Origin of the sequence: Rudaea sp. 3F27F6, from assembly GCF_005503555.1 — a bacterium.
GTDB lineage: Bacteria > Pseudomonadota > Gammaproteobacteria > Xanthomonadales > Rhodanobacteraceae > Rudaea.
Window position 1 is genome coordinate 52,691 of record NZ_SCNG01000006.1, and the last position, 24,663, is coordinate 77,353.

The following is a 24,663-nucleotide window of genomic DNA, read 5'->3' on the forward strand; positions in this document are numbered from 1 at the left end:
ACATGCCGCAAGGGACGGCCGCGACTGCGGCCGTCACAATACTGTCACACGGTTTCTTGCATCGGGCTGACGATTGCCCGACTGAGGCATGAACGCTCAGCCGGCATTCACCAACAGACTGTTGACCCGGCGCACATAAGCGGCCGGGTCGTCGAGCTGTGCGCCTTCGAGAATCTGCGCCTGTTCGAGCAGGAGGAGGCCGAGATCTGCCGCGTGCGCGGCGTCGCTCTCGCCTTCCAGGCGCCGCACCAAAGCATGCGTCGGATTGATCTCGAGCACGGGCTTCGACTCGGGCACGTCGTGGCCGGCCTGCTTGAGCAGACGCTGCATCGCCATGCCCATGTCGTTCTCGTCGAGCACGAGGCAGGACGGCGAATCGGTCAGGCGCGAGGACACGCGCACGTCGCGCACGCGCTCGCCGAGCAGTTCTTTGAGCTTCGACACGATACCTTCGGCGGCCTTCTCGGCTTCCTTGCGCTGCGCTTCGTTGCTGCCGCCGAACTTGGAGAGGTCGAGATCGCCCTTGGCGACGTTGCGCAGCTTCTTGCCGGCGTATTCGGTCAGATAGCTCGACATCCAGTCGTCGATGCGTTCGTACATCAGCAGCACTTCGATACCGTGCGCCTTCAGCGCTTCGAGCTGCGGGCTGCCCTTGGCCGCGGCATAGCCATCGGCGGTCAGGTAGTAGATCGAATCCTGGTCGGCCTTCATGCGGCCGATGTAGTCGTCGAGCGAAACGGTCTGCGCGGCGCCGTCACCCTGAGTCGAGGCAAAGCGCAGCAGTTTGGCGATGCGCTCCTTGTTGGCGAAGTCTTCGGCCACGCCCTCTTTGAACACGCCGCCAAACTCTTTCCAGAACGTCGCGAACTTTTCGGGCTCGTCCTTGGCAAGCTTGTCGAGCAGATCGAGCACGCGCTTCGTGCACGCCGCCTTGAGTTTTTCCAGGTTGCGATTCTGCTGCAGGATTTCGCGACTCACGTTGAGCGGCAGATCGTCGGAATCGACCACGCCGCGGACGAAGCGCAGATAGGCCGGCAGCAATTGCTCGGCCGCATCCATGATAAAGACGCGCTTGACGTAGAGCTTCAGGCCTTTGCGGTCGTCGCGGCCGCCGCCGAAGAAATCGAACGGCGACTTGGCCGGGATGTAGAGCAGCGAGGTGAAATTCTGGTTGCCTTCGACACGGTTGTGCGACCACGCGAGCGGATCGTTGAAATCGTGCGAAATGTGCTTGTAGAAATTCTGGTAGTCCTCGTCCTTGAGTTCGGACTTCGGCCGCGTCCACAGCGCCGATGCCTGGTTGACGACTTCCCATTCCTCGGTCGGCTTGCCATCGTTCTCCTTCGGCATGCGGATCGGAAAGCCGATGTGGTCCGAATAGCGCGCAATCAGGCTGCGCAGCTGCCAGCTCTGCAGGAATTCGTCCTCGTCGGCCTTGAGATGCAGGGTTACCGCGGTGCCGCGCGCGGCCGAAGCGACCGTCTCCAGGGTGTATTCGCCGGTGCCGGCGGATTCCCAACGCACGCCGTCGTCCGCCTGCGCGCCGGCTTTGCGCGTGGTCAGCGTCACCTTGTCGGCGACGACGAAGGCTGAGTAGAAACCGACGCCGAACTGGCCGATCAGGTTTGCATCGGCTTTCTGCTCGCTCGACAGCGCCTCGAGATACTTGCGCGTGCCGGAACTGGCGATCGTGCCGATGTTGGCGATGACTTCGTCGCGCGTCATGCCGATACCGTTGTCACGGATGGTCAGCGTGCGCGCGTCCTTGTCCACGCTGATATCGATGCGCAGTTCGCTGTCGCCGCTGAGCAACTCCGGCTTACCGATCGCCTCGAAGCGCAGCTTGTCGCAGGCATCCGAGGCATTCGAGATCAGCTCGCGCAGGAAGATTTCCTTGTGCGAGTAGAGAGAATGGGTGACCAGATGCAGGACCTGGGCGACTTCGGCTTCGAACTTATGGGTTTGCGCGGCTGACACGGATAAGGCTTCCTGATTCAACGAGATGCGTGACGGTAGGGCCGAGGCGGCGCGATTTCAAGCGCGCTGTAATAAATCGGGAACAATCGGCTCGGAAGATGGCGGCCCCGGCCCTGAGGATCTCCGCCATGAGCACCGTCGCAGCCGAAGCCGTTTCCCTGCCTGCATCGCGACCGCAACTCGATCACAAACCGGGTAGCGCCACGACCCTGGTGTTTCTCGCCCTGCTCGCGGTCGGCCTCGGCTATACCGCCTGGAGCCTCGTCGTCGACATCGGCAGCACCGGTATGCGCGCGACGACTTGGGTGCCGTTCCTGCTGCTCGGCGTGGCCCTGCTGATCGCACTCGGCTTCGAGTTCGTCAACGGTTTCCACGACACCGCAAACGCCGTGGCGACCGTGATCTACACGCATTCGCTGCCGGCCAACGTCGCCGTGATCTGGTCCGGCCTGTTCAACTTCCTCGGCGTGCTGTTCTCTTCGGGCGCGGTCGCCTTCGGCGTGATCTCGCTGCTGCCGGTCGAACTGATCCTGCAGGTCGGCTCGGGAGCGGGCTTCGCGATGGTCTTCGCCCTGCTGATCGCCGCGATCCTGTGGAATCTCGGCACCTGGTATCTCGGCCTGCCCGCCTCGTCGTCGCATACGCTGATCGGCTCGATCATCGGCGTCGGCATCGCCAACGCGCTGATGCACGGACGCGACGGTACGAGCGGCGTGGACTGGACGCAGGCGACGAAGATCGGCTGGTCGCTGCTGGTCTCGCCGCTGGTCGGCTTCATCTGTGCGGCGCTGCTGCTCTACGTACTCAAAGCCTTCGTCAAGAACCGCGAGCTGTATCAGGAGCCAAAAGGCAACACGCCGCCACCGTGGTGGATTCGCGGCCTGCTCGTGCTCACCTGCACCGGCGTGTCGTTCGCCCACGGCTCGAACGACGGCCAGAAAGGCATGGGCCTGATCATGTTGATCCTGATCGGCACGGTGCCGATGGCCTATGCGCTGAATCGCGCGATGCCGGTCGATCAGATGACGCCGTTCGTCGCAATGGCGACCACGACCCAGGCCTCGCTGAACAAATATGCCACCGGCCCCGCGCCGGCGGATCCGCGCAAGACGCTGTCGGATTATGTGCGCACTCATTCCTGGAACGATCAGGTCGTACCGGCGCTCAGCGCGGTGACCGGCGAGATCGGCGCGCAGGTCAAAGCCAGCGGCACCTTCGCCAAGCTGCCGGTGCAGTCGGTCGCGAACGTGCGCAACGACATGTATCTCGCCTCCGAAGCGATGCGCTTCCTCGACAAGGACACGCACAGCTCGGTGTTCGACGCGGACACGAAGAATAATCTCGGCGCGTTCAAGCAGCAGATCGACAGCTCGACCAAGTTCATTCCGCTCTGGGTTAAAGTCGCGGTCGCCATCGCCCTCGGTCTTGGCACGATGATCGGCTGGAAGCGCATCGTCGTAACCATCGGCGAAAAGATCGGCAAGACCCACCTGACCTATGCGCAGGGCGCGAGCGCCGAGCTCGTCGCGATGACGACGATCGCCGCGGCCGACATGTACGGCCTGCCCGTCTCGACCACGCACGTGCTGTCCTCGGGCGTCGCCGGCACAATGGCGGCGAACCGCTCGGGCCTGCAGCTCGGCACGCTGCGCAATCTCGCCATGGCCTGGGTGCTGACCCTGCCTGCGGCGATCCTGCTGTCCGGCACGCTCTACTGGCTGTTCAGCCGCATCACTTGAGATACCAGGCGACAAGCGGCGGCACACACACCGCCGCTTGCGCCGTCCGCTCTTACCAGCGCAATACGGCCTTGCCGTAAACGTAGGCACCGTTGAAACCGAACGGCGAGTAGCTCGTATAGGGCAACTGGCCGTTCTGCGTGTTGGCGAAGATCGTCTTGTCCGGGTACTCGTTGGTGATGTTATCCGCGCCGATGGTGAAGTCCCAGCGATCGAGGTGGTACGTGCCGGAGAGATTGAGCAGCACCTTCGCACTGTAGGTCTGGTCGAGTGCCGGGTTGCTTGCATTGAGCACGGTTACGTCGCCGTAGCGGGTCGCATCGCCGCGCAAGGTGAAGCTGCCGATGGTCCAGTCCGCACCGAGGGTGTACTTGTTGCGCGGCGAACCGACGGTCAGACGCCCGATCTCGTCACGCGTTACGCGCGGGAAGACGAAACCGTTCTGCGCGAGAATCGGCGGATTCGGCTGAATACGCAGCACGTCGGTCTTGTTGTAGTTGCCGGCGAGGCTCAAATTCAGCGTCCCGGCACGATCGAAATCGAGCTTGTAGTTGACCACCGCATCGATGCCGCGTGTGCGCGTATCCGCGGCATTGGTGAAATAACGGCCGCCCTGCACGCCCGGAAAACCGTGGGCCTGCAGATATGCCTGCACCGCGGGACTATTCAAATTGCCCGACAGAATGATGCGGTCGTCGACCGTGATCTGATACGCGTCGATCGTCGCCGACAAGGCCTCGGTGGGCTGCAGCACGAGACCCAGGCTGTAGTTGCGCGACTTCTCCGCCTTCAGCGGCTCGGCGCCAAGCGCGATCGCCGCCGGATCGGTCACGGCGAAGGTGCGGATGTTCTGGAACTGCGAGCCGGTCGGCGTCGACACCAGGTTACTCGACGTGGTCGAGAAATATTCCTGCGCGAGCGAGGGCGCGCGGAAGCCGTTCGATATGGTGGCGCGCAGCGCGACCGCCTCGGTGAACTGGTAGCGCAACGATAGCTTTCCGGACAGCGCGCTGCCGAAGTCGCTGTAGTCCTCCCAGCGTCCGGCCAGACCGGCGGAGAGCTTGTCGGTCAGATTGGTTTCGAGATCGAAGTACGCGGCGTAGCTATGGCGGCTGTGCGAACCCGAATCGCCGGGCTGGAACCCAGGGAAAACCTGGGCGCCGGTCTGGTAGTACGACGCCGGCTCGCCGGGCGAAATTTCATAGGTCTCGTGGCGGTATTCGGCACCGAAGGCAACGGTCACCGGATTCGGCAGAAAGCCGACGCTCACGTCCTTGTTGAAGTCCGCGTTGAGCACGCCCTGCTCGTTCTTCAGCGCCCCGTCGTAGAAGCGGGTCGGACTGGCAGCGCCGAGATTCGTGTTGAGACTGTGCGCGATGTCGATCGTCAGGCGGTTGTAGCCGTAGTCGGCGCTCAGATCGTAGTGCCAGCCGTCGCCGACGAGGCCGCGCAGGCCGACGATGCCTTGGCGGTCCTGCACGTTGAACAACTCCAGTGGCAGGAATCCGTTCGGATAGATCGACAGAATATTGCGGCTGTCGCCCGCCGCACGAAACAGGCCGTTCGACGTCGAGTTGCGGTTGCTCGCGTCGACGATCCCGTACAAGGTGGCGTCTTCGCCGAGCTTGTATTCGCTGTTGAGTGCAAGCTGGTACTGATCGAGTTGCGGATCGCCGAAACGCTGCGCGACGACACCGGGCGGCGGCGCGGTGACCGGGCGCACGGTCACGCCGGGCGCCAGCACGTAGGGCTGGGCGCGATCGGTTTGGTCCTGGCCGAGATACTGTGCCGACAGATGCACCCAGCCGCGATCGCCAAGCTTGAAGCCGATATCGCCGCCGGCGAGCACTTGGGCGCCGTCGCCGGCGCTGTACTGGCCGGTCTGCAAGGTGGCACTGCCGTGTTCGCTGCCGCTCTTGAGCACGATGTTGACCACGCCTGCAATTGCGTCGGAACCGTACTGCGCCGACGCGCCGTCACGCAGCACTTCGACGCGTTCGATCGCCGCGATCGGGATCGCATTGAGATCGACCGGCGCCGAGCCGCGCCCCTGGCTGCCGTTGACGTTGACCAGCGCCGAAGAATGCCAACGCTTGCCGTTGACGAGCACGAGCACCTGATCCGGCGAGAGTCCGCGCAGCTGCGCCGGGCGCACGGCATCGGTGCCGTCGACCAAAGCCGGACGCGGGAAATTAAGCGACGGCACCACACGCGCCAGCGCCGTGGCCAGTTCCGTCGTGCCGGTCGCCTGCAGCGCCTCGGGCGTGACGATATCGATCGGTGACAGCGACTCGGCCACGGTGCGGTTGAGCGCGCGCGTGCCGGTGACGATGACGGTTTCGAGATTCTGCTGCTGCGGCTGGGCCGCCGCGGGGGTGGCCTGCTGGGCACGTGCGGCCTGACTGGCCGCCAAGGCGGCAACGATGGCGACGGCGAGGCTGCAATTCGACGGGAAACGGGCTGACATGGGCGACTCCTGCTGCTGCGAAAATGCGGGCGCAATCAGGAACAAGGAGAAATGTCGCGGATGCCTTTGTGGCCCGACGCCTCCCCCGTTGGGCTGCTGCGTCGCACCAAAATAGTCCCGAAGTAAAATTTTTGCAAAATTGCCGGAGCTTATAAGGATCGCCGGATTCGTTATGGCGGCTCAGCGCCGGTTTTTCGAACCTGCAGAAAAGACAAAGCGGCCGCCATTACTGGCGGCCGCTTTGGACGAGGAGCACAGACGCGACTCAATGCTCCAAGAAGGAATCCGGCGAGGATCCGGACGCCGGATTGTAAGTCTTACTCTTCGTTGGCAGTGGCGTGCTTGGACAGATCTTCCTGAATGCGCGCCGCTTTGCCTTCGAGACCACGCAAGTAGTACAGCTTGGCGCCACGCACCTTGCCGCGACGCTTGACGTTGACCGAGTCGATCGTCGGGCTGTGCGACTGAAACACGCGCTCGACGCCGAAACCGTGCGAAATCTTGCGCACCGTGAAGGCCGAATTGAGGCCCGCGTTCTTCTTCGCGATGACCACGCCTTCGTAGGCCTGCACGCGCTCGCGGTTGCCTTCCTTCACCTTGACGTTGACGACGACCGTATCGCCCGGGCTGAACTCCGGCAGTTTACGGCTGATCTGGGATGCTTCGAATTGTTGGAGGAGATTGCTCATAACACGAGTCACTCAAGTTGGATGGGATTATATGCTTAGTTTTGGGTCGCGCTGACGACCAACTTCACTACTTTTTCGTATCTTTCTGAAATTCAAGCAAAAATAAATTTTCTTCCGGTTTCAGTGCGACCCTGGCCAGCAAGTCGGGCCGGCGCTGCCAGGTACGTCCAAGTGCCTGTTTCCGCCGCCATTTTGCAATGGCCGCGTGGTCCCCCGAAAGCAACACGGGCGGTACCTCGCCGAGCTCATGCGCCAATGGCCGCGTGTAATGCGGACAATCGAGCAAGCCGTCCGAAAACGAATCCTGCTGGGCCGAAGCCGCATCGTTGAGCGCACCGTCCTGCAACCGTCCGATCGCATCGATCAGCACCGCCGCGGCAAGTTCGCCACCCGAAAGCACGTAGTCGCCGATCGAAATTTCCTCGTCGACTTCATGCTCGATCAGGCGCTCGTCCACCGCTTCGTAGCGTCCGCACAGGAGGATCAAACGTTCTTCTCGTGCGAGATCGCGCACCTTGTCCTGCGTGAGCCGCGTTCCCTGCGGACTCAGGTAAATCGTTTTGGCCGGCTTCGCATCCGCCGCCCGCGCCGCACGCAGCGCATGGCGCAACGGATCGATCAGCATGACCATGCCGGGACCGCCGCCGAACGGCCGCTCGTCAACGCGCCGATATGCATCGGTCGCATAGTCGCGCGGATTCCAGCCGTGCACCGCGAGCAAACCGCGTTCCTGTGCCCGCCCGACCACGCCGATTCTGGCCGCGGCGTCGACGAACTCGGGAAACAGCGTGATTACGTCGACGCGCACGCTCAGAAATCCGCATCCCAATCGACGACGATCTTGCCGCCTTCGATATCGACTTGCTTGACGAATTCGCCGGTCACGAACGGCACCAGACGCTCCCGATCGCCGTCCTTCGCGACGAGCACGTCGTTCGCGCCGGTCGAGAACAGATGGCTGACCTTGCCGAACGCAACGCCTTCGAGATTGAAGACATCGAGCCCTTCGAGATCGACCCAGTAGTACTCGCCGTGTTTCGGTTTCGGCAAGGCGGAACGCAGAACGCGGATCTCGGCGCCGATCAGGGCCGCCGCAGCATCGCGGCTGTCGACGCCGGGCAGACGGGCAACGATGCCCTTGCCCTGCGCCCTGCCCTTCACATTCGCATATTCGACTGCGGCGTCGGCCATGCCGACGAACCAGGGCGAATACTTGAAGATCCGGATGCGCGGTTCGCTGTAGGACTCGAGCTTGACCCAGCCTTCGACGCCGTACAGGCCGACGATCTTGCCGAGGACCAGCTGCTTCTCGTCAGGCGCGGCCATCTTCACGGCCTCGCGCGGAATCAGGCAGCGGCCTTGGCCTGCTTGCCGGCTTCCTTGAGCAGCGTGCGCACCTTGTCGCTGAGCTGCGCGCCCTTGGCGACCCAGTTGTTCACGCGCTCGACGTCGAGCTGCAGGCGCGTTTCCTTGCCGGCCGCGACCGGGTTGAAGAAACCCACGCGCTCGATGTTGCGGCCGTCGCGCGCCTTGCGCTCGTCGGCGACGATGATGTGATAGAACGGCCGGCCTTTGGCGCCGCCGCGGGAAAGACGAATCTTGACCATGTTTATTTCTCGAGAATTTATCGGGTACGGATTTAGCCCCGAGCCCGGCCGCGAGCATCGCAGCACGTCCGCATAGCGCGGACAACAGATTCGGGGACCGCGCATTTTAGCCGAATTTGAAAAAAAATAAAGCCTTTTCAGCGATGTGCGCGAAGTGGTCGCGTAAGCTCGCCATTGCGTGCCGGCAAATTGCCGCGAAGCCCGTCGTTTCAAACACGGATTGACAAGCCCGCAGGCGCTGCACACACTCCCACGTCCCGTGCGCCGGGCCCTTGTCGATCAACGTTTTCCAGGAATTTCCTTTGAGCCCAGCCCCCGCCGCCGACACCCCTTTCATCGCTGCCGACGTCGGCGGCACCCATGCCCGCCTCGCCCTCGTCCGCTTCACCGCGCAAGGCGCCGTGTCGATCCTGCACTACTCGGAATATATCTGCGCGGAATACCCCGACCTCGCGACAATCCTGCGCACCTTTATCGAGACGCACGGTTCGTCCGACACGGTCAGCGCCGCGATTGCGATCGCCGGGCTGCAGGACGGCGACAATCTCATCAACCCGAACCTGCCCTGGCACGTGTCGCTGTCGCAAACGCGGCAAGCCGCGCGGCTCAAGGACCTCGCTCTGATCAACGACTTCGAAGCGCTCGCGCACGCCGCGCCGCATATCGATCTCGCCTCGGCGCAGCTGCTCAGCGGACAGCCGGTCGATCCGTCCAAGGTGACCACGCTCGTGGTCGGCCCGGGCACGGGCTTCGGCCAGGCCGTACGCATCCCGCATCAGCCGCGCCCGGTCGTGATCACGAGCGAGGCCGGGCATGCCGCGCTCGCGCCGGGCAACGAGCTCGAAATCGACATCCTGCGCGAGCTGTTCAAGCGCTGGCCGCACGTCGATCGCGAACGCGCGGTGTCGGGCCCCGGCCTGCTCAATCTCTACGAATGCATCTGCATCCTGCACGGCGTGCCGGCCCTGCTGCGCACGCCGGCCGACGTGACCTCGGCCGCGCTCGCGAACGCGAATCCGCAGGCGGTGACCGCGCTCAACGTGTTCTGCGGCCTGCTTGGCAGCCTCGTCGGCGATCTCGTCCTCGCCTACAACGCGCGCGCCGTGTTCCTCGCCGGCGGCATCCCCTCGCGCATCCGCTCGTTCCTGCCGACGAGCAAGTTCGTCGCCCGTTATCACAACAAGGGCGCGCTCGGCGAAGTGATCAAGCACGTGCCGATCTGGCTGATCGAACACGGCCAGCTCGGCCTGATCGGCGCGGCCGCGTGGTACCAGGATCACAACGCGTAAACCGATGCGGCAGCCCCGCTCTCGAATCCTTATGCAGTCGAGAGCGCAGAAAAGCGGATCGGTTCCGCAAAAACGCAAACCCAAGATCGAACCCTGTTGCCTTATTCGCGCGCATCGATTCTGATCCGCATCGCCCGCCTCCCAACGTTTCTCGATCGCATGAAAATTCTTGTCACCGGCAGCAGCGGCCATCTCGGCGAAGCGCTGATGCGCCGCCTGCGCGATTCGAACCACGAAACCGTCGGTATCGATATCCTGCCTTCGGCGTACACGGACGCGGTCGGCTCGATCGCCGACCGCGATTTCGTCCGGCACTGCATGCGCGGCGTCGATGCTGTGCTGCACGCGGCGACGCTGCACAAGCCGCACGTCGCCACGCACGCGCGCCAGGATTTCATCGATACCAACATCAGCGGCACGCTGAACCTGCTCGAAGAAGCCGTCGCCGCGAAGGCGAAGTCTTTTATCTACACCAGCACGACGAGCGCTTTCGGCGACGCGCTCACGCCGCCGCCCGGAGCGCCCGCGGCATGGATCACCGAAGACGTCGTGCCGATTCCGAAGAACATCTACGGCGTCACCAAGGTCGCTGCGGAGAATCTTTGTCAGTTGTTCCGGCGCAAGTTCGGCCTGCCCTGCCTCGTCCTGCGCACCTCGCGGTTTTTCCCCGAGGCCGACGACAACAAGGAGATGCGCGACCGCTTCGTCGACGCAAACATCAAGGCGAACGAATTCCTCTACCGCCGCGTCGACGTCGCCGACATCGTCGATGCGCATCTGCTCGCGATCGACAAGGCGCCGCAACTCGGTTTCGGCCGCTACATCATCAGCGCGACCACGCCGTTTGCACGCGCAGACCTGGCGGAGCTGCGCAACGACGCGTCCGGCGTTCTGCACCGGCTGTTTCCCGACTACGCCGACGAATATGCGCGCCACGGCTGGCACATGTTCGATTCGATCGACCGCGTCTACGTCAACGAACTGGCTCGGCGCGAACTCGGCTGGGAGCCGCGCTACGACTTCGCCTACGTGCTCGACCGGCTGCGCGCGAACGAGGATTTCCGCAGCCCGCTCGCGCAGGCGATCGGCGCGAAGGGCTATCACGAAGAAGTGTTCGAGGAAGGGCCCTTCCCGGTCGATTGAGCCGCAGGCTCAGGCGTACTCTTCGACGGCGCCGCCGATCCAGGTCGCACTGACCTGCGAATGCTCGTCGAGCGCGACGAGATCGGCCGCGTAGCCCGGCGCGATGCGCCCGTGGCTCGCACCGAGGCCGATGAACTCCGCCGGATACGTCGACGCCATGCGCACCGCTTCGTCGAGGCTGACGTCGAGCCAGGCCACGGTATTGCGCACCGCCTGAGCCATGTCGAGTACCGAGCCCGCCAGCGTGCCGTCCGGCACCGTCAGCAGGCCGTCGCGCGCCGTGGCGATCTCGCCGTTGATGCGAAATGACGGATTGTCCGAACCGACCGGCGGCATCGCGTCGGTGACGAGAAAAATCTTGCCGCGCGGCTTGGCGTCGAGCGCGACGCGCAGCGAGGCTGCATGCACGTGATGGCCGTCGACGATCACGCCGCACCAGCTCGCGGCATCGTCGAGCGCCGCGCCGACGACGCCGGGTTCGCGGCCGGTCAATGGTGTCATCGCGTTGTAGAGATGAGTGAAACCGCGCACGCCGAGATCGAGCGCCGCGCGCGTTTCCGCGTAGCTTCCCGCGGTATGGCCGGCGGCGACGATCACACCGCGCGCGACGAACTCGCGGATCACTTCCGCGGGCACGCGGTCGGGCGCCAGGGTCAACAGCGTCTTGCCATTGCGCAGCGAAGAAGCCATGTCGATCTCGGCTGCGCCGGGCACGCGGAACTTGCTCGCGTCGTGCACGCCCTTGCGCGCCGGCGCGAGATACGGACCTTCCAAATGGATGCCGAGAATACCGGGCACGCCCTGCGCGATCGCCGCATCGACCTCCTCAATCGCCTGCTGCATGACCGCGGCATCGTCGCTGATCAGGGTCGGCAGCATGCCGGTCGTGCCGAAGCGGCGGTGCGCATGCGCGATGCGACGCACCGCCTCGACATTCGGCTCGTCGTTGAACAACACGCCGCCGCCGCCGTTGACCTGGGTGTCGATAAAGCCCGGCACGAGACTGGCGCCACGCAAATCCAGGGTCTGCTGCGCACGTCCGCCCGCTTCGGCCGCAGCAACGATATCGACGATGCAGCCGTCCTCGATCAGCACCGCCAGCCCGTCACGAAAACCGTCGTCGAGCAGCACTCTGGAATTGACCAGCGCGGTCACCATCACACCGTCCTCGTCACCTTGTTGAGATGCGGCGGCACGTCGGGATTGCGCCCGCGTGCGATCGCCAGCGCGTTCGCCGCCTTGTAGAAGCCCTGCACCGCGATCAACGGCGCGCAGGCCGGATGCGGCGCAGCGGCGACCGGCAGCGCATGCGCCTGACCGGGGTCGCTCGAAGTGATCCACACCTTCGCGCCGCGGCCGGCGAATTCGTCGGCGACTTCGCGCGTGCCGGCCAGCGACTCGTCCTGCTGAGTCAGGAACAGCACCGGGAAATCGCGCCCGACCAGGGCCATCGGGCCGTGTTTCACTTCGGCCGAGCTGAACGCCTCGGCATGCAGTCCGCAGGTTTCCTTGAGTTTGAGCGCGGCTTCCTGCGCGGCACCGAGTCCGAGTCCGCGGCCGACGACGAACAAATTGTTCGCGCCGACCAGTCCATCGACCAGAGGCGTCCAGTCCATCGCCCAGGTCGCGCGCATCGCCGCGGGCGTAGCACGCAAAGCATCGAGCAACGCTTCGTCGCCTTTCCAGCGCGCCGCGATATGCACGAGGGCGGACAACGAGCAGATGTAACTCTTCGTCGCGGCCACGCTGAGTTCGGGCCCGGCGCGTACCGGCACGACGGTGTCGGCAACGGCGGCAAGCGGCGAATCCTCGACATTGACCAGGGCGACCACGTGCGCGCCGGCCTGCTTCGCGCCCTGCGCCGCACGCACCAGATCGGGACTGCCGCCCGACTGCGAAATCGCGATGTAAAGCGCGCCGTCGAGCTGCTGCCGCGAGTGATAGATCGAGCTGATCGACGGCGACGCCGACGCGGTCATCAGGCCGACCTGGGTTTCAAAAACATATTTGCCGAACGTGGCCGCATGGTCGGAGCTGCCGCGCGCGCAAGTGACGATAAAGCGCGGCGGCGTCGCCTGGAGTTTTTCGACGAGACGCAAAACGATGTCATCGTTGGCGGCGAACTGGCGCCCGACGGCGTCGGCGCTCTCGCCGGCCTCGTGGTACATCTTGGTCTCGTTCGGCTTCAGCATGGGCGTGACATCGTTGTCATTCGAGGCGTGGATAGTAGCCGGAATTCGTCGCAAAGCAATCGCCCGGCGCCTATTCGCCGTGCAGCTCAGCGACGAAATCGTAGGCGTCGCCGCGATACAGCGAGGTGGTGAATTCGACCACGCGGCCGTCGTCGAGAAACGCGCGGCGCTCGATCGCGAGTGCGGGATTGGCCGCCTCGCAGCCGAGCAGCTTGGCATCGTCTTCGGCGAGCGCGACCGCGCGCAGGCGCTGCAAGGCGCGCGTGGGACGGCAGCCGATTTTCTCCAGCGCGTCGTATAGCGAAAGTTTGATCGCGTTCGGATCGGCGATGACCGCCGCAGGCACGACCGTCGATTCGACCGCGAGCGGCTTGTCGTCGGCGAAACGCAGGCGGCGCAGGCGAATCACGTCGGCACCCGGCGACAGATTGAGCGCCATCGCCTCTTCGGGAGTGACTTCGCCGACGCCGCGTTCGAGGAATTTAACGCGCGGCTTGAGCCCGCGTGCGCGCAGGTCGTCGGTGAATCCGGTCAGGCGCGAAAACGATTTGACGATGCGCTCCGCAACGAACGTGCCGGCACCATGACGCTGAGTGAGCAGGCCTTCTTCGACGAGGCCGCCGATCGCCTTACGCACGGTGACGCGCGAGAGCGCGAGCTTTTTCGCCAGATCGCGTTCGCTCGGCAAAGCCTGGCCCGGCGGAAACGCGCCGGACTCGATCGTGTTCTGGATCGCGCGGCGCAGGCGCAGATAGGCGAGCGAGCGCTGCGCTTCACTGCCGCGGTCGAGTTTGCGATATTCGGCGTACAGAGTCGCTTGCATGCCACCATCATACCAATGGAATACCACTTTTGCCAAATTACCGATTTTTGACAGAGTCCACAGCCCGAAAATCGGCTATTCGGCGGCTATGGAATTCAGTGGTATGAAAGTGGTATCATTCGCGAACTGGACAAATTTTCCAAACAAAACAGGCTTCCGGAGTGCGCCGTGGCAGAAATGAAAGTGGTCGATCTGTTTGATCTCGTGATCTTCGGCGGCACTGGCGATCTCGCCATGCGCAAGTTGCTGCCGGCGCTGTACCGCCGCTACGCCGACGGCCAGATTCCCAACGACAGTCGCATCATCGGCGTCGCGCGCACCAAGGACAACGACCAGACTTATCGCGACAGCGTGCGCGCCGCGCTCGCCGAGCATGTGAAGAAGGCCGATCCGGCGACCGTCGATCGTTTCCTCGAAAGCGTGCACTACTTCGGTCTCGACGCGACGCAAGACGCGGGCTGGAACGAATTCGAGACCGACCTCAAATCGCGCTCGGGCCGCGTGCGCGTGTTCTATCTGTCGACCAGCCCGAGCCTGTTCGTCGCGATCTGCGACCGCCTGCGCGCTCACGGCCTCAACGGCGAGGACGCACGCGTCGTCATCGAGAAGCCGATCGGCAGCGACCTCGCCAGCGCGACCGTCATCAACAACGACGTCGCCAGCGCCTTCGATGAAAAGCACGTCTTCCGCATCGATCACTATCTCGGCAAGGAGACGGTGCAGAACCTGCTTGCCCTGCGCTTCGGCAACGTGCTGTTCGAGCCACTGTGGAACGCGCGCCGCATCGACCATGTGCAGATCACGGTCGCCGAAACGGTCGGCCTGGAAAAGCGCGGCGCCTATTACGACAACGCCGGCGCACTGCGCGACATGGTGCAGAACCACATGCTGCAGTTGCTCTGCATGGTCGCAATGGAAGCGCCCGCCTCGCTCGACGCCGACGCGGTGCGCGACGAGAAGCTCAAAGTGCTGCGCTCGCTCAAGCCGATCAACCAGAACAACGCGATCATCAATACCGTGCGCGGTCAGTACCGTGCCGGCGCGAGCAACGGCGGCGCGGTGCCCGGCTATCTCGAAGACCTCGGCAAGCCCTCTTCGCACACCGACACCTTCGTCGCGATCAAGGCCGAAGTCGACAACTGGCGCTGGGCCGGCGTGCCGTTCTATCTGCGCACGGGCAAGCGCCTGCCGACGCGCGTGTCCGAGATCGTCATCCAGTTCCGCTCGATTCCGCATTCGATCTTCCATTCCTCGGCCGGACCGATCGCACCGAATCGCCTCGTACTGCGCCTGCAGCCCGACGAAGGCGTGAAGCTGTGGCTGATGATCAAATCGCCCGGCCCCGGCGGACTGCGCCTGCAGGAAGTGCCGCTCGACATGAGCTTTGCCGAAGCCTTCGGCGTGTCGCAACCGGACGCGTACGAGCGCCTGCTGCTCGACGTCGTGCGCGGCAATCTCACCTTGTTCATGCGCCGCGACGAGGTCGAGGCCGCATGGAGCTGGATCGACCCGATCCTCGCCGCCTGGAAGGCCAACCCCGAAGCGCCCAAGCCGTACACGGCCGGCACCTGGGGACCGAGCGCCTCGGTCGCGCTGATCGAACGCGACGGCCGTACCTGGCACGACTCGGACACGAACGACGCATGAGCGCATTGGACTATCACCGCTACGCCGACGGCGCCCAACTGGCCATCGCGCTCGCCGCGGCAGTCGCGAACGACCTTGCGCGCGGCATCGAAACGCGCGGCCATGCCCTGCTCGCGCTCTCCGGCGGCAAGACCCCACTGCGTTTTTTCCAGGCGCTTGCGCTGCAGAAACTCGACTGGGCCAATGTCACCGTCACCCTCGTCGACGAGCGCTGGGTCGCACCGGACGATGCGCGTTCCAACGAAGGCTTCGTGCGCGCGAATCTGCTGCGCGGCGCCGCCGCGGCGGCGCGCTTCGTGCCGCTGTACAAAACCGGGGCGGCAACGCCCGAAGAAGGTCTGCACACAATCGCGGCCAGCATCGCCATGCTCGACCTGCCGTTCGACGCGCTCGTGCTCGGTATGGGCGAGGACGGACACACCGCTTCGTTCTTCCCGGACAGCGACGGACTTGCCAACGCCACCGATCCGAAGACCGACGCCATCGTCCTGCCGATCCACGCGCGCAGCGCCGGCGAGCCGCGCATCACCTTGACCCTGCCGACCATTCTCGACAGCCGCGCGATCTATCTGCACATCGAAGGCGAACGCAAGCGTAGCGTGCTCGAAACCGCGCGCTACGTCGCCGCGACGAATCGCGCCTATCCGATCAGCGCTGTGCTGCGCAATGCGCGCGCGCCGCTGCAGGTCTTTTGGTGTCCGTGAGTGGTGAAAGAAGAGCTATTGGCCACGGATTACACGGATGAACACGGATCAAAAACCACTTAAATTCAATTCGCTTTATCCGTGCATATCCGTGTAATCCGTGGCCGAAACGCTCTTGAATATCCATCGTCGATCAAATGCGATTGCAAGAAGATGAAGGTGTGAAGACATGCCATTGAATCCCGCCATTGCCCAAGTCACCGCCCGCATCGCCGAGCGCAGCCGCGCGACGCGCGAGGCCTATCTCGACAAGATCGACCGCGCGAAGGGGCACGGCCCGCATCGCAAGCGCCTGTCGTGCGGCAATCTTGCCCACGGCTTCGCCGCCTGCGGCAGCGACGACAAGGCGACGATCCGCGCCAACGTGCGCGCGAACATCGGCATCATCAACGCCTATAACGACATGCTTTCCGCGCACCAGCCCTACGAGCGCTATCCGGAGCTGATCCGGCGCGCGGCGCGTGCAGTCGGCGCGACCGCGCAGGTCGCCGGCGGCGTGCCGGCGATGTGCGACGGCGTGACCCAGGGCCAGCCCGGCATGGAGATGTCGCTGTTTTCGCGCGACGTGATCGCACTCGCCACCGCAGTATCGTTGTCGCACGATATGTTCGACGCCGCGCTCTACCTCGGCATCTGCGACAAGATCGTGCCGGGCCTGATGATCGGCGCACTCACCTTCGGCCACCTGCCTTCGATCTTCGTGCCGTCAGGACCGATGCCGAGCGGCATCAGCAACGACACCAAGTCGAAGGTGCGCCAGCTTTATGCCGAAGGCAAAGCCAACCGCGAAGAATTGCTCGAAGCCGAGGCGGCTTCTTACCACGCACCCGGCACCTGCACCTTCTACGGTACGGCGAACTCCAATCAGATGCTCATGGAGCTGATGGGCCTGCATCTGCCCGGAGCCAGCTTCGTCGCGCCGGACAGTGCGTTGCGTGATGCGCTGACCGTCGCTGCTGTCGAACGCGCTGCCGCGATCACCGCACTCGGCGCCGAGTACACGCCGATCGGCCGCATCGTCGACGAGCGCGCAGTCGTCAACGGCATTGCCGGCCTGCATGCGACGGGCGGTTCGACGAATCTGCTCTTGCACATCGTCGCGATCGCGCGCGCCGCCGGCATCGTCATCACGCTCGAAGATTTCGACGCGATCGCGAACGCCGTGCCGCTGCTCGCGCGCGTCTATCCGAACGGCAAGGCCGACGTGAACCAATTCCACGCCGCAGGTGGCCTCAACTTCCTGATCGCGCAATTGCTCGATGCGGGTCTGGTCCATGCCGACGTGCTCACCGTCAACGGCACCGGCCTCGACGGCTACCGCAAGCACGCCCTGCTCGATACCGAAAAGAAACTGGACTACGTGCCAGTCGCGCCGGCCAGCTACGACGAAACCGTATTGCGCCCCGCCGCGAATCCGTTCCGCCCCGACGGCGGCTTGAAAGCGCTCGACGGCAATCTGGGCCGCGCCGTAATCAAGATCTCCGCGGTCGCACCCGAACGCGCGGTGATTGAAGCGCCCGCGATCGTGTTCGACGAACAGGACGACGTGAAGGCTGCCTTCGAGCGCGGCGAACTCGACCGCGATTTCATCGCCGTGGTGAGATTCCAGGGCCCGCGTGCCAACGGCATGCCCGAGCTGCACAAGCTGACGCCGACGCTCGGCGTGCTCCAGGACCGCGGCTTCAAGGTCGCTCTCGTCACCGACGGACGCATGTCGGGCGCTTCGGGCAAGGTGCCTGCGGCGATCCATCTGACGCCCGAAGCCGCTGCGGGCGGCGCGATCGCCAAAATCCGCAACGGCGACGTCGTTCGTCTCGATGCGAACGCCGGCACGCTCGAAGTCAAAGTGGATGCGGCGACTTTTTCCGCGCGGCAGCCGGCAAGCGCCGACAACTTGGCCTCGCATCACGTCGGCCTTGGCCGCGAATTGTTTTCATTGTTCCGTGATACGGTCGGCGCCTCCGATGCGGGCGCTTGTGTGTTCAATTGATGAAAAGCGTATTTCGACACGGATAAACGCGGATGAACATGGACGGATGCAGAAACCATTTTGATTTACGGCTCTCTGCTTTTCTCCGTGTCCCTTCGTGTTGATCCGCGTCCGAATTTTTTTGGAGTTCGTAGATGACCACCCCCATCGAAAAGAAACAAGCTGAAGTCGAGAAAACCCTGCGCCTCGCGCCCGTGGTCGCCGTCGTCGTGATCGAAGATCTCGCCGCGGCCGTGCCGCTGGCGAAAGCGCTTGTCGCCGGCGGCATCCCCGCGATCGAAATCACCCTGCGCACACCGGTCGCGCTCGATGCGATCCGCGCGATCTCCGGCGAAGTCGAAAGCGCCGTGGTCGGTTCGGGCACGGTGCTCACGCCGAACGATCTGAAGGCTTCCGAACGCGCCGGCGCGCGTTTCGCCGTATCGCCCGGGGCGACCGACGCGCTGCTCGCCGCCGCCGACGCGAGCCTGCTGCCATGGCTGCCTGCCGCGGCCACCGCGTCCGAAGCGATGAAGCTGTTCGAGCGCGGCTATCGCTACCAGAAATTCTTTCCGGCCGTCCCGGCCGGTGGCGTCAATCTGATCAAGGCATGGGCTTCGCCGCTGCCCGCGATCAAGTTCTGCCCGACCGGCGGCATCCGCGAGAACACCGCGCCCGACTTTCTCGCCAGCCCGAACGTTGTCTGCGTAGGCGGCACTTGGCTGAGTCCGGCCGAACTGCTCAAGGCCGGCGACTGGAAGAAAGTCGAAGAACTGGCGCGGGCGGCCGCGGCGTTGAAAGCGACGGCCTGACCGATAGCGAGGGGAACGCTAAGAACAGGGCGTGCCGTCGGCGCTCAAGCAGGCGGCATGCAGTTTGTGCCGGTACAGCGACGTGTAGTTGGCGAGCACGCCTTTTCCGCCCGCGTCGCCATTGATGAGTTGGTTGATCCAGAAGCCGGTTACTGGTTGGCCGATCAGCACGTTGCCATTTACTGCCGCAAGCCGATGAGTCGTTGCTTCCGGCATTGCGAGATCGAATTTCGCCCACCCGTTTTCTGCATCCGGAATCTGGAAATTCGCCGTAACCAGCCTCGACGCAACGATCTGGGAGGCGGATTGCTGCTGGCCAAAAGTCGCCACCTGCGTTTCATAGAACAAGCCTTTGCCCCAGACCGGAGGCAAGGTGACGATCTCCGGTGTGTTCTGCCCTTCCTCGCGATCGAAGATGGCTGCACGTATCGCACTTCCTGACGTCCCGCCGAGCGCCTTCGAGAAGGCAAGCTCGAACGGCGGCCGCACGGCACCGTTGATGTAGTAGGGATCGACATAGAAACGCTTGGTCGGATAGGTGATCACCCATTCCGATGCGGCCGCCACGCTGTTCGAAGTCCAGTACTCGTTGTGAATCTCGTTCGCCATGAACACAGCGGATACGGCATCGATGGGACGCGCGAAAGCCAGCGTCAGTCGGCCGGCATCGGTCATGACGTCCGCGGACAACGAGGTCGCATTCGAGACATTCGGCGTAAGCGCATCCGGCCGGCTGTGCTCGCCGCGGCCGTCTTTGACATAGAACTGTGCAATCGCATCGGCACCATAAGAGAACACCGTACCGTTGGCGACATTGAGAACCATGCCGTTGCCGACCAAGCCACCCGTAGGCGGACCGATGTCCTTGGTCGAATCGGCAACCCACTGACCGCCGGCCGCCCAGGCATTGACCGCACTCGCGCAATCGGCCGGAACGCCTTCAACATGAGTGATCGCGTTCAAAGTCGCGCTCGGCCCAGTCACCGTTCCCATTTCGATGATTTCGATATGCCCTTCGCGTGTGCGTGAGACATCGGTCGGGCCACCATCCTTGCCTTGCATCGCACTGCCGTCGAAATTGGCCGTCGTCAGAGCCAACGCCGTCGCCGACGTTCTTGGCAATTTCGGCACCGTGCAACTGTTGTCGTTGGTGAAGATCGCCGCTCCGCCGTTTCCGGAGTCGACCACCGCGCCGACCCAGTAGTCATCCGGCGATAAATACAGATTGAAATCCTGCACGTCGCGGCCGTTGTAGCCTTCGAGCAGGCGCACCTTGATCGCCTTGCCTTGATTGGTCGTATTGAAGACGGCGAAGAACGTCGCGTAGCCGCCGTTGACCGTGTAATACGGATAGACGAGCACCTGCCCCGCTCCATACGGGTTGAGATACATCGCCATTGCTGCGGGCGCGCAGAGACTCGCCGCAGCGCCGAAGAAAAAAGTACCGAGATTCCGTTTCATGATCTTCTCCCCGGCTCAAGAACAAGGCGTGCCGTCGGCACGCTGGCAAGCGACGTGCAGTTTGTGCGGATACAGCGCCGTATAGTTCGCCAGCACGCCTTTTCCGTCGGCATTGCCGTTGATCAACTGATTGACCCAGAAGCCGGTCACCGGCTGTCCGAGAAGCACGTTGCCATTAGTGGCAACGAGACGATGGCTCGGCGCGACGGTCGGAGCCAAATCGAATCGCGCCCAACCGTTGTCGAACTCGATGCCACCGACAGATCCCGCGACGAGACGAGACCCGAGCAAAAAAGATTGTGCAGCCGGCGGTTGCCTAAAAATCGGCACCTGTGTTTCGTACATCAATAGCCCGTCGCCCCCCAAAGACCCTACCGAGAAGTAGATCTTGCCTTGGATAGCTTCTTCGCGATCGAAAAAATCCGTGTCAATGGGGCTATAAGAACTATTGCCTACAAATTTCTGATCGAACGGCGGCAGCACTGCTCCCGTCACCCAATAGGGATCCACGTAGAACCGCTTCGTCGGGTAAGTGATCACCCACTCCGATGTCGCGCCGATACTCTGCAACGACCAGAACTCGTTCTGGATCTTGTCGGCCATGAACACGGCGGAGACCGCATCGACGGGCCGCGCATAGGTCAGCGACAAGGGCCCGTCGTCGGTATAAACATCGGCGGTCAGCGAAGTGGCGCTCGAAATATTCGGCGTCAGTGCTTGCGGGCCACTGTGCTCGCCGCGATCACCGCGCGCATAGAACTGGGCGATGGCATCAGCCCCGTAGGAAAACACGGTGCCTTTGTCGACATTGAGAATCACGCCGTTGCCGAACAGTCCGCCCGACGGAGGACCGATGTCCTTGCTCGCGTCGAGCGTCCATTGACCGCCGTTTCCCCAGGCATTGACGATGCTCGGGCAATCGGTGGGCACACCCTGTACGTGAGTGATGGCGCTCAAGGTCGCACTCGGATTGGCTACCGTACCCATTTCGATGATTTCGATATGCCCTTCGCGCGTGCGCGAGACATCGGTCGGCCCGCCATCCGCGCCTTGTGTGCCCGTGCCGTCGAAGTTCGCGGTCGTCAGCGCCAACGCTGTTGCCGACGTTCTCGGCAGCTTCGGCACCGTGCAGCTATTGTCGTTGGTGAAGATCGCTGCGCCGCCGTTTCCGGAATCGACCACCGCGCCGACCCAATAGTCGTTTGGCGACAGATAGACGTTGAAGTCCTGCACGTCACGGCCGTTGTAGCCTTCGAGCAGGCGCACCTTGAGCGCTTTACCCTGGTCGGTTGTGTTGGTGATCGTGAAGAATGTGGCGTAGCCGTTGTTGACCGTGTAGTACGGATAGACGAGTACTTGACCCAGGCCGTTCGGGTTCAAGTGCATCGCCCTCACAGCAGGCGAAGAAAGGGCAGCCGTGGCGGCAAGAACCCCTATCGCAATTCCTTTCATGACACTCCCCAGTAGCTATCTGCCCCCTGTCTGGAACCTATCGACGCCCCCACCGTCAGGCAAATGAAAAAAAGTTTACTTTGCCTGCCCTCCTGAGGGCCGCACCGGCGCGGTCGAGCCGCGGATCACGAGGGTCGGGCTGAAGCCGACATTGTCGATGCTCTGCTCGGCATGACGCCCATGTTTTAGCTCGGCGATCAGGCGCTCGGTCGCGCGCCGCGCGATGTCCTCGGTCGCTTGCTTGGCGGTGGTCAGCGCAGGCCAGCACTGGCGCGAGAACGGGCTGTCCTCGAAGCCGGCAATCGACAGGTCGAACGGCACATTGAGGTTCGCCGCCTTGGCCGCAGCGAGCACGCCCGCGGCGATTTCGTCGTTCGAGCCGAAGATCGCGGTCGGCGGCGACTTGAGCGCCAACAGCCTGCGTGCACCGCGGAAGCCATCGTCGAACGAATAATCGCCTTCGACGATCAGCGCCTTGTCGAGCGCAATGCCGTAGTGTTTGAGCGCATCCTCATAGCCCTGATAACGCTCGGGACTGGAACGGTGCGCCTTGCCGCCCCAGAGAAAACCGATGCGCTGATGGCCGAGCTGGATCAGATGCTCGGTCACCGCATAGGCGGCGTCGCGGTCGTCGACGAAGACGCAGGGGAAACCGTCGCGCGGATCTTCCGCCGCGGACAGAATGCGCACGAACTTGATCTTGTTCGTCGCAAGGAAATGGATCAATTCCATGCGCTCGGACATCGGCGGCGCGAGCACGAGGCCGGCCAGACGCGAACGCTGCACCAGTTCGCGCAGTTCTTCGGCCAGCTCGGGCGAATTCGAGTCGCAGGGATGGATGTTGAGATCGAAGCCGGTCTCGCGGCAGACGGAAAGCACACCGTTCTGCATCGCGATGACGTAGTACGCGTTCGGGTTGTCGTAGACCATGCCGAGCGTGTACGACTTCGCACTGCGCAGGCTGCGCGCGGACTGATCGGGTTGATAGTTGAGCTCGGCAATCGCGCGCTCGACGCGCTTGCGCGTCGATTCGAGCACCGACTGCTCCTGATTGACGACACGCGACACGGTCTTCAACGACACCTTCGCGCGCAGCGCGACGTCCTTGATCGTGGCGCTGCGTTTGCGGGTCGTATCCAGCGTCGTTTGTCCCATCTGCATTGTCCTCGTCTCATTGTCGCCGGAAAGCCATTTCGCGACCAGTTGAAATATCGCCGCATGGCGTGGCCCGCGACGACTTAGCGCAGTTCGCGCCCGCTATCGCTGCCGTCTTCGCCGAGCCGCCTGCGAGATTGTTGGCTCGATACCGTTATGCGCGTCACAAAATTTTCAATTTTCGTATCGTTGTCATTGGCGAATATACGGAAATTTGGCTCTGCAAAGCCATTCTCACCCGATATCCACGCTGAAAACAAATTTTGTCACACATTGTTGACAACGTTGTCATCATGCTGGAAACTCCGCCGCGACTGATGGGATTCGATCACTGTCGGCAGATACAAGGGGATTTCGGAGCGCACTCCGAAACGTTTCAGTCCTGAAGCGGGGAAGCTGTACACGATGCAAGGCGCAAGTCCGCAATTCGTCGATCAGCCAGCGCAGCCTGCGTATGCAGCGCCCAGCGCACGCGCGCCGTTCCTCGCCGCCGACGTCGGCGGGACACATGCGCGCATCGGCCTCGTCCGCCCCGGACCGGATTCGGCCAACGGCCGCGACCGCCTGAGCATCCTGCAGTACCGCAAGTTCGCCTGTGCCGACTACGCCAGCCTGCACGACATCCTGCGCGAATTCACCAATACGGTCGGCGGCCCGGTCGCGGCTCACGCCTGCATCGCCTGCGCCGGACTGCTGCGCGGCGACGATCTGATCAATGCAAACCTGCCGTGGCGCGTGTCGATCTCGCGCCTGCGCAGCGAACTCGGCCTCGACCGCATCGTGCTCGTCAACGACTTCAAGGCGGTCGCCTACGCCGCTCACTTCCAGGGCACGGCGGGATCTACGCCGATCGCCGGACGCGGCGCGATCGATCACACCCAGCCGCGACTGGTCGTCGGCCCCGGCACGGGACTCGGCGCGGCCGTGTTGATTCCGGGCGCAGACCTTACGCGTCCCGGCATTCTCGCCACCGAAGGCGGCCACGCGGCGCTCGCCGCGCGCACCGAACTCGAACTCGAAATCCTGCGCCGGCTCGGCAACGGTTCGGCACACGTGCCGAGCGAACAGATTTTCTCCGGCCCCGGCATGCTCGCCCTGTACCGCACGCTTTGCGCACTGCGCGCCGCGCATGCGCAGTTCGAGTCGCCCGCGCAGATCACTGCCGCGGCGCTCGCACAGAGCGATGCGCTCGCACTGGAAACCGTCGAACTGTTCTGCGCCTGGTTCGGCAGTCTGATCGGCGATCTGGTGATGCTGCTCGGCGCCTACGGCGGCGTCTATCTCGCCGGCGGCGTGCTGCCGCAGATTGCGCCGCTGCTGCGCGACAGCGGCTTCGCCGCGCGCCTGAGCGACAAGGGTGCGCTGCGCGAGGTGCTCGAACGCGTGCCCGTGCACCTGATCGACCACGGCCAGCTCGGCGTGACCGGCGCGGCGCACTGGTTCCTCGATCACGAATACGAAGAAGGAAAACGCTGAATGGCTCCGCCGCGCGCGGACAGAGAACACGGGAGCAAAAATCGGTGCGGGACGCACGTAT

At 63.6% G+C, this 24,663-nt stretch carries 20 protein-coding genes; 8 read left to right on the forward strand and 12 right to left on the reverse strand.

The window, feature by feature from the left end; genetic code table 11:
- Window positions 1–96 precede the first annotated feature (96 nt).
- Complete coding sequence (gene htpG / locus FFS30_RS20020) at window positions 97–1,977, reverse strand: molecular chaperone HtpG (protein WP_137914982.1); 1,881 nt, start codon at window positions 1,975–1,977, stop codon at window positions 97–99.
- A gap of 128 nt (window positions 1,978–2,105) precedes the next feature.
- On the opposite strand from htpG, the gene FFS30_RS20025 reads away from it, so the two are divergent.
- Entirely contained in the window at window positions 2,106–3,716 is a 1,611-nt protein-coding gene (locus tag FFS30_RS20025; RefSeq protein ID WP_137914983.1) for an inorganic phosphate transporter, read from the forward strand.
- Window positions 3,717–3,768: 52 nt separating this feature from the next.
- Here the strand turns inward: FFS30_RS20025 and FFS30_RS20030 are convergent, their stop codons facing one another.
- From FFS30_RS20030 to rpsP, 5 genes are all read right to left on the reverse strand, one after another.
- Complete coding sequence (locus FFS30_RS20030) at window positions 3,769–6,183, reverse strand: TonB-dependent receptor (protein WP_137914984.1); 2,415 nt, start codon at window positions 6,181–6,183, stop codon at window positions 3,769–3,771.
- 317 nt (window positions 6,184–6,500) lie between these two features.
- Window positions 6,501–6,884, reverse strand: a complete 384-nt coding sequence (gene rplS / locus FFS30_RS20035) for a 50S ribosomal protein L19 (protein WP_171014757.1) — start codon at window positions 6,882–6,884, stop codon at window positions 6,501–6,503.
- Between the two features lie 55 nt (window positions 6,885–6,939).
- Window positions 6,940–7,680, reverse strand: coding sequence for a tRNA (guanosine(37)-N1)-methyltransferase TrmD (trmD, locus tag FFS30_RS20040; protein WP_137914986.1), 741 nt, complete (start codon window positions 7,678–7,680; stop codon window positions 6,940–6,942).
- A 2-nt stretch (window positions 7,681–7,682) separates the two neighbouring features.
- Window positions 7,683–8,198, reverse strand: coding sequence for a ribosome maturation factor RimM (rimM, locus tag FFS30_RS20045; RefSeq protein WP_137914987.1), 516 nt, complete (start codon window positions 8,196–8,198; stop codon window positions 7,683–7,685).
- Window positions 8,199–8,218: 20 nt separating this feature from the next.
- Window positions 8,219–8,479: a 30S ribosomal protein S16 gene (gene rpsP, locus FFS30_RS20050; RefSeq protein ID WP_137914988.1), complete on the reverse strand. Its 261-nt coding sequence runs from the start codon at window positions 8,477–8,479 to the stop codon at window positions 8,219–8,221.
- A 302-nt stretch (window positions 8,480–8,781) separates the two neighbouring features.
- On the opposite strand from rpsP, the gene FFS30_RS20055 reads away from it, so the two are divergent.
- Entirely contained in the window at window positions 8,782–9,768 is a 987-nt protein-coding gene (locus FFS30_RS20055) for a glucokinase (protein ID WP_137914989.1), read from the forward strand.
- 159 nt (window positions 9,769–9,927) lie between these two features.
- Entirely contained in the window at window positions 9,928–10,911 is a 984-nt protein-coding gene (locus FFS30_RS20060; RefSeq protein ID WP_137914990.1) for an NAD(P)-dependent oxidoreductase, read from the forward strand.
- 9 nt (window positions 10,912–10,920) lie between these two features.
- Here FFS30_RS20060 and nagA read toward each other — a convergent pair whose 3' ends face one another.
- The 3 genes from nagA to FFS30_RS20075 all read right to left on the reverse strand — a co-directional run bounded on the left by nagA (window position 10,921) and on the right by FFS30_RS20075 (window position 13,926).
- Window positions 10,921–12,069 carry an N-acetylglucosamine-6-phosphate deacetylase gene (gene nagA, locus FFS30_RS20065; protein ID WP_137915206.1) on the reverse strand — a complete coding sequence of 383 codons (1,149 nt, stop codon included), beginning with the start codon at window positions 12,067–12,069 and terminating at the stop codon, window positions 10,921–10,923.
- Window positions 12,069–13,103: an SIS domain-containing protein gene (locus tag FFS30_RS20070; RefSeq protein ID WP_137914991.1), complete on the reverse strand. Its 1,035-nt coding sequence runs from the start codon at window positions 13,101–13,103 to the stop codon at window positions 12,069–12,071. The genes nagA and FFS30_RS20070 overlap by 1 nt, the downstream gene beginning before the upstream one ends.
- 70 nt (window positions 13,104–13,173) lie before the next feature.
- Window positions 13,174–13,926 carry a GntR family transcriptional regulator gene (locus FFS30_RS20075; RefSeq protein WP_137914992.1) on the reverse strand — a complete coding sequence of 251 codons (753 nt, stop codon included), beginning with the start codon at window positions 13,924–13,926 and terminating at the stop codon, window positions 13,174–13,176.
- Between the two features lie 177 nt (window positions 13,927–14,103).
- On the opposite strand from FFS30_RS20075, the gene zwf reads away from it, so the two are divergent.
- The 4 genes from zwf to eda all read left to right on the forward strand — a co-directional run bounded on the left by zwf (window position 14,104) and on the right by eda (window position 19,058).
- Window positions 14,104–15,573: a glucose-6-phosphate dehydrogenase gene (gene zwf, locus FFS30_RS20080; RefSeq protein WP_137915207.1), complete on the forward strand. Its 1,470-nt coding sequence runs from the start codon at window positions 14,104–14,106 to the stop codon at window positions 15,571–15,573.
- Window positions 15,570–16,277, forward strand: coding sequence for a 6-phosphogluconolactonase (gene pgl / locus FFS30_RS20085; protein WP_137914993.1), 708 nt, complete (start codon window positions 15,570–15,572; stop codon window positions 16,275–16,277). The genes zwf and pgl overlap by 4 nt, the downstream gene beginning before the upstream one ends.
- Window positions 16,278–16,452: 175 nt before the next feature.
- A complete protein-coding gene (gene edd, locus FFS30_RS20090; RefSeq protein ID WP_343182334.1) occupies window positions 16,453–18,267 on the forward strand; it encodes a phosphogluconate dehydratase in 1,815 nt (604 codons plus the stop codon).
- A 134-nt stretch (window positions 18,268–18,401) separates the two neighbouring features.
- On the forward strand, window positions 18,402–19,058 hold the full coding sequence (gene eda / locus FFS30_RS20095; RefSeq protein ID WP_137914995.1) for a bifunctional 4-hydroxy-2-oxoglutarate aldolase/2-dehydro-3-deoxy-phosphogluconate aldolase: 657 nt from the start codon (window positions 18,402–18,404) through the stop codon (window positions 19,056–19,058).
- A gap of 18 nt (window positions 19,059–19,076) precedes the next feature.
- Here eda and FFS30_RS20100 read toward each other — a convergent pair whose 3' ends face one another.
- The 3 genes from FFS30_RS20100 to FFS30_RS20110 all read right to left on the reverse strand — a co-directional run bounded on the left by FFS30_RS20100 (window position 19,077) and on the right by FFS30_RS20110 (window position 23,126).
- Window positions 19,077–20,519: a hypothetical protein gene (locus FFS30_RS20100; protein WP_137914996.1), complete on the reverse strand. Its 1,443-nt coding sequence runs from the start codon at window positions 20,517–20,519 to the stop codon at window positions 19,077–19,079.
- Window positions 20,520–20,534: 15 nt separating this feature from the next.
- Complete coding sequence (locus FFS30_RS20105; RefSeq protein ID WP_171014758.1) at window positions 20,535–21,971, reverse strand: hypothetical protein; 1,437 nt, start codon at window positions 21,969–21,971, stop codon at window positions 20,535–20,537.
- 75 nt (window positions 21,972–22,046) lie between these two features.
- Entirely contained in the window at window positions 22,047–23,126 is a 1,080-nt protein-coding gene (locus FFS30_RS20110; RefSeq protein WP_137914998.1) for a LacI family DNA-binding transcriptional regulator, read from the reverse strand.
- A gap of 405 nt (window positions 23,127–23,531) precedes the next feature.
- On the opposite strand from FFS30_RS20110, the gene FFS30_RS20115 reads away from it, so the two are divergent.
- The gene (locus FFS30_RS20115) at window positions 23,532–24,602 is read left to right on the forward strand and encodes a glucokinase (RefSeq protein ID WP_137914999.1); all 1,071 of its coding nucleotides are present in this window, start codon (window positions 23,532–23,534) and stop codon (window positions 24,600–24,602) included.
- Window positions 24,603–24,663 lie beyond the last annotated feature (61 nt).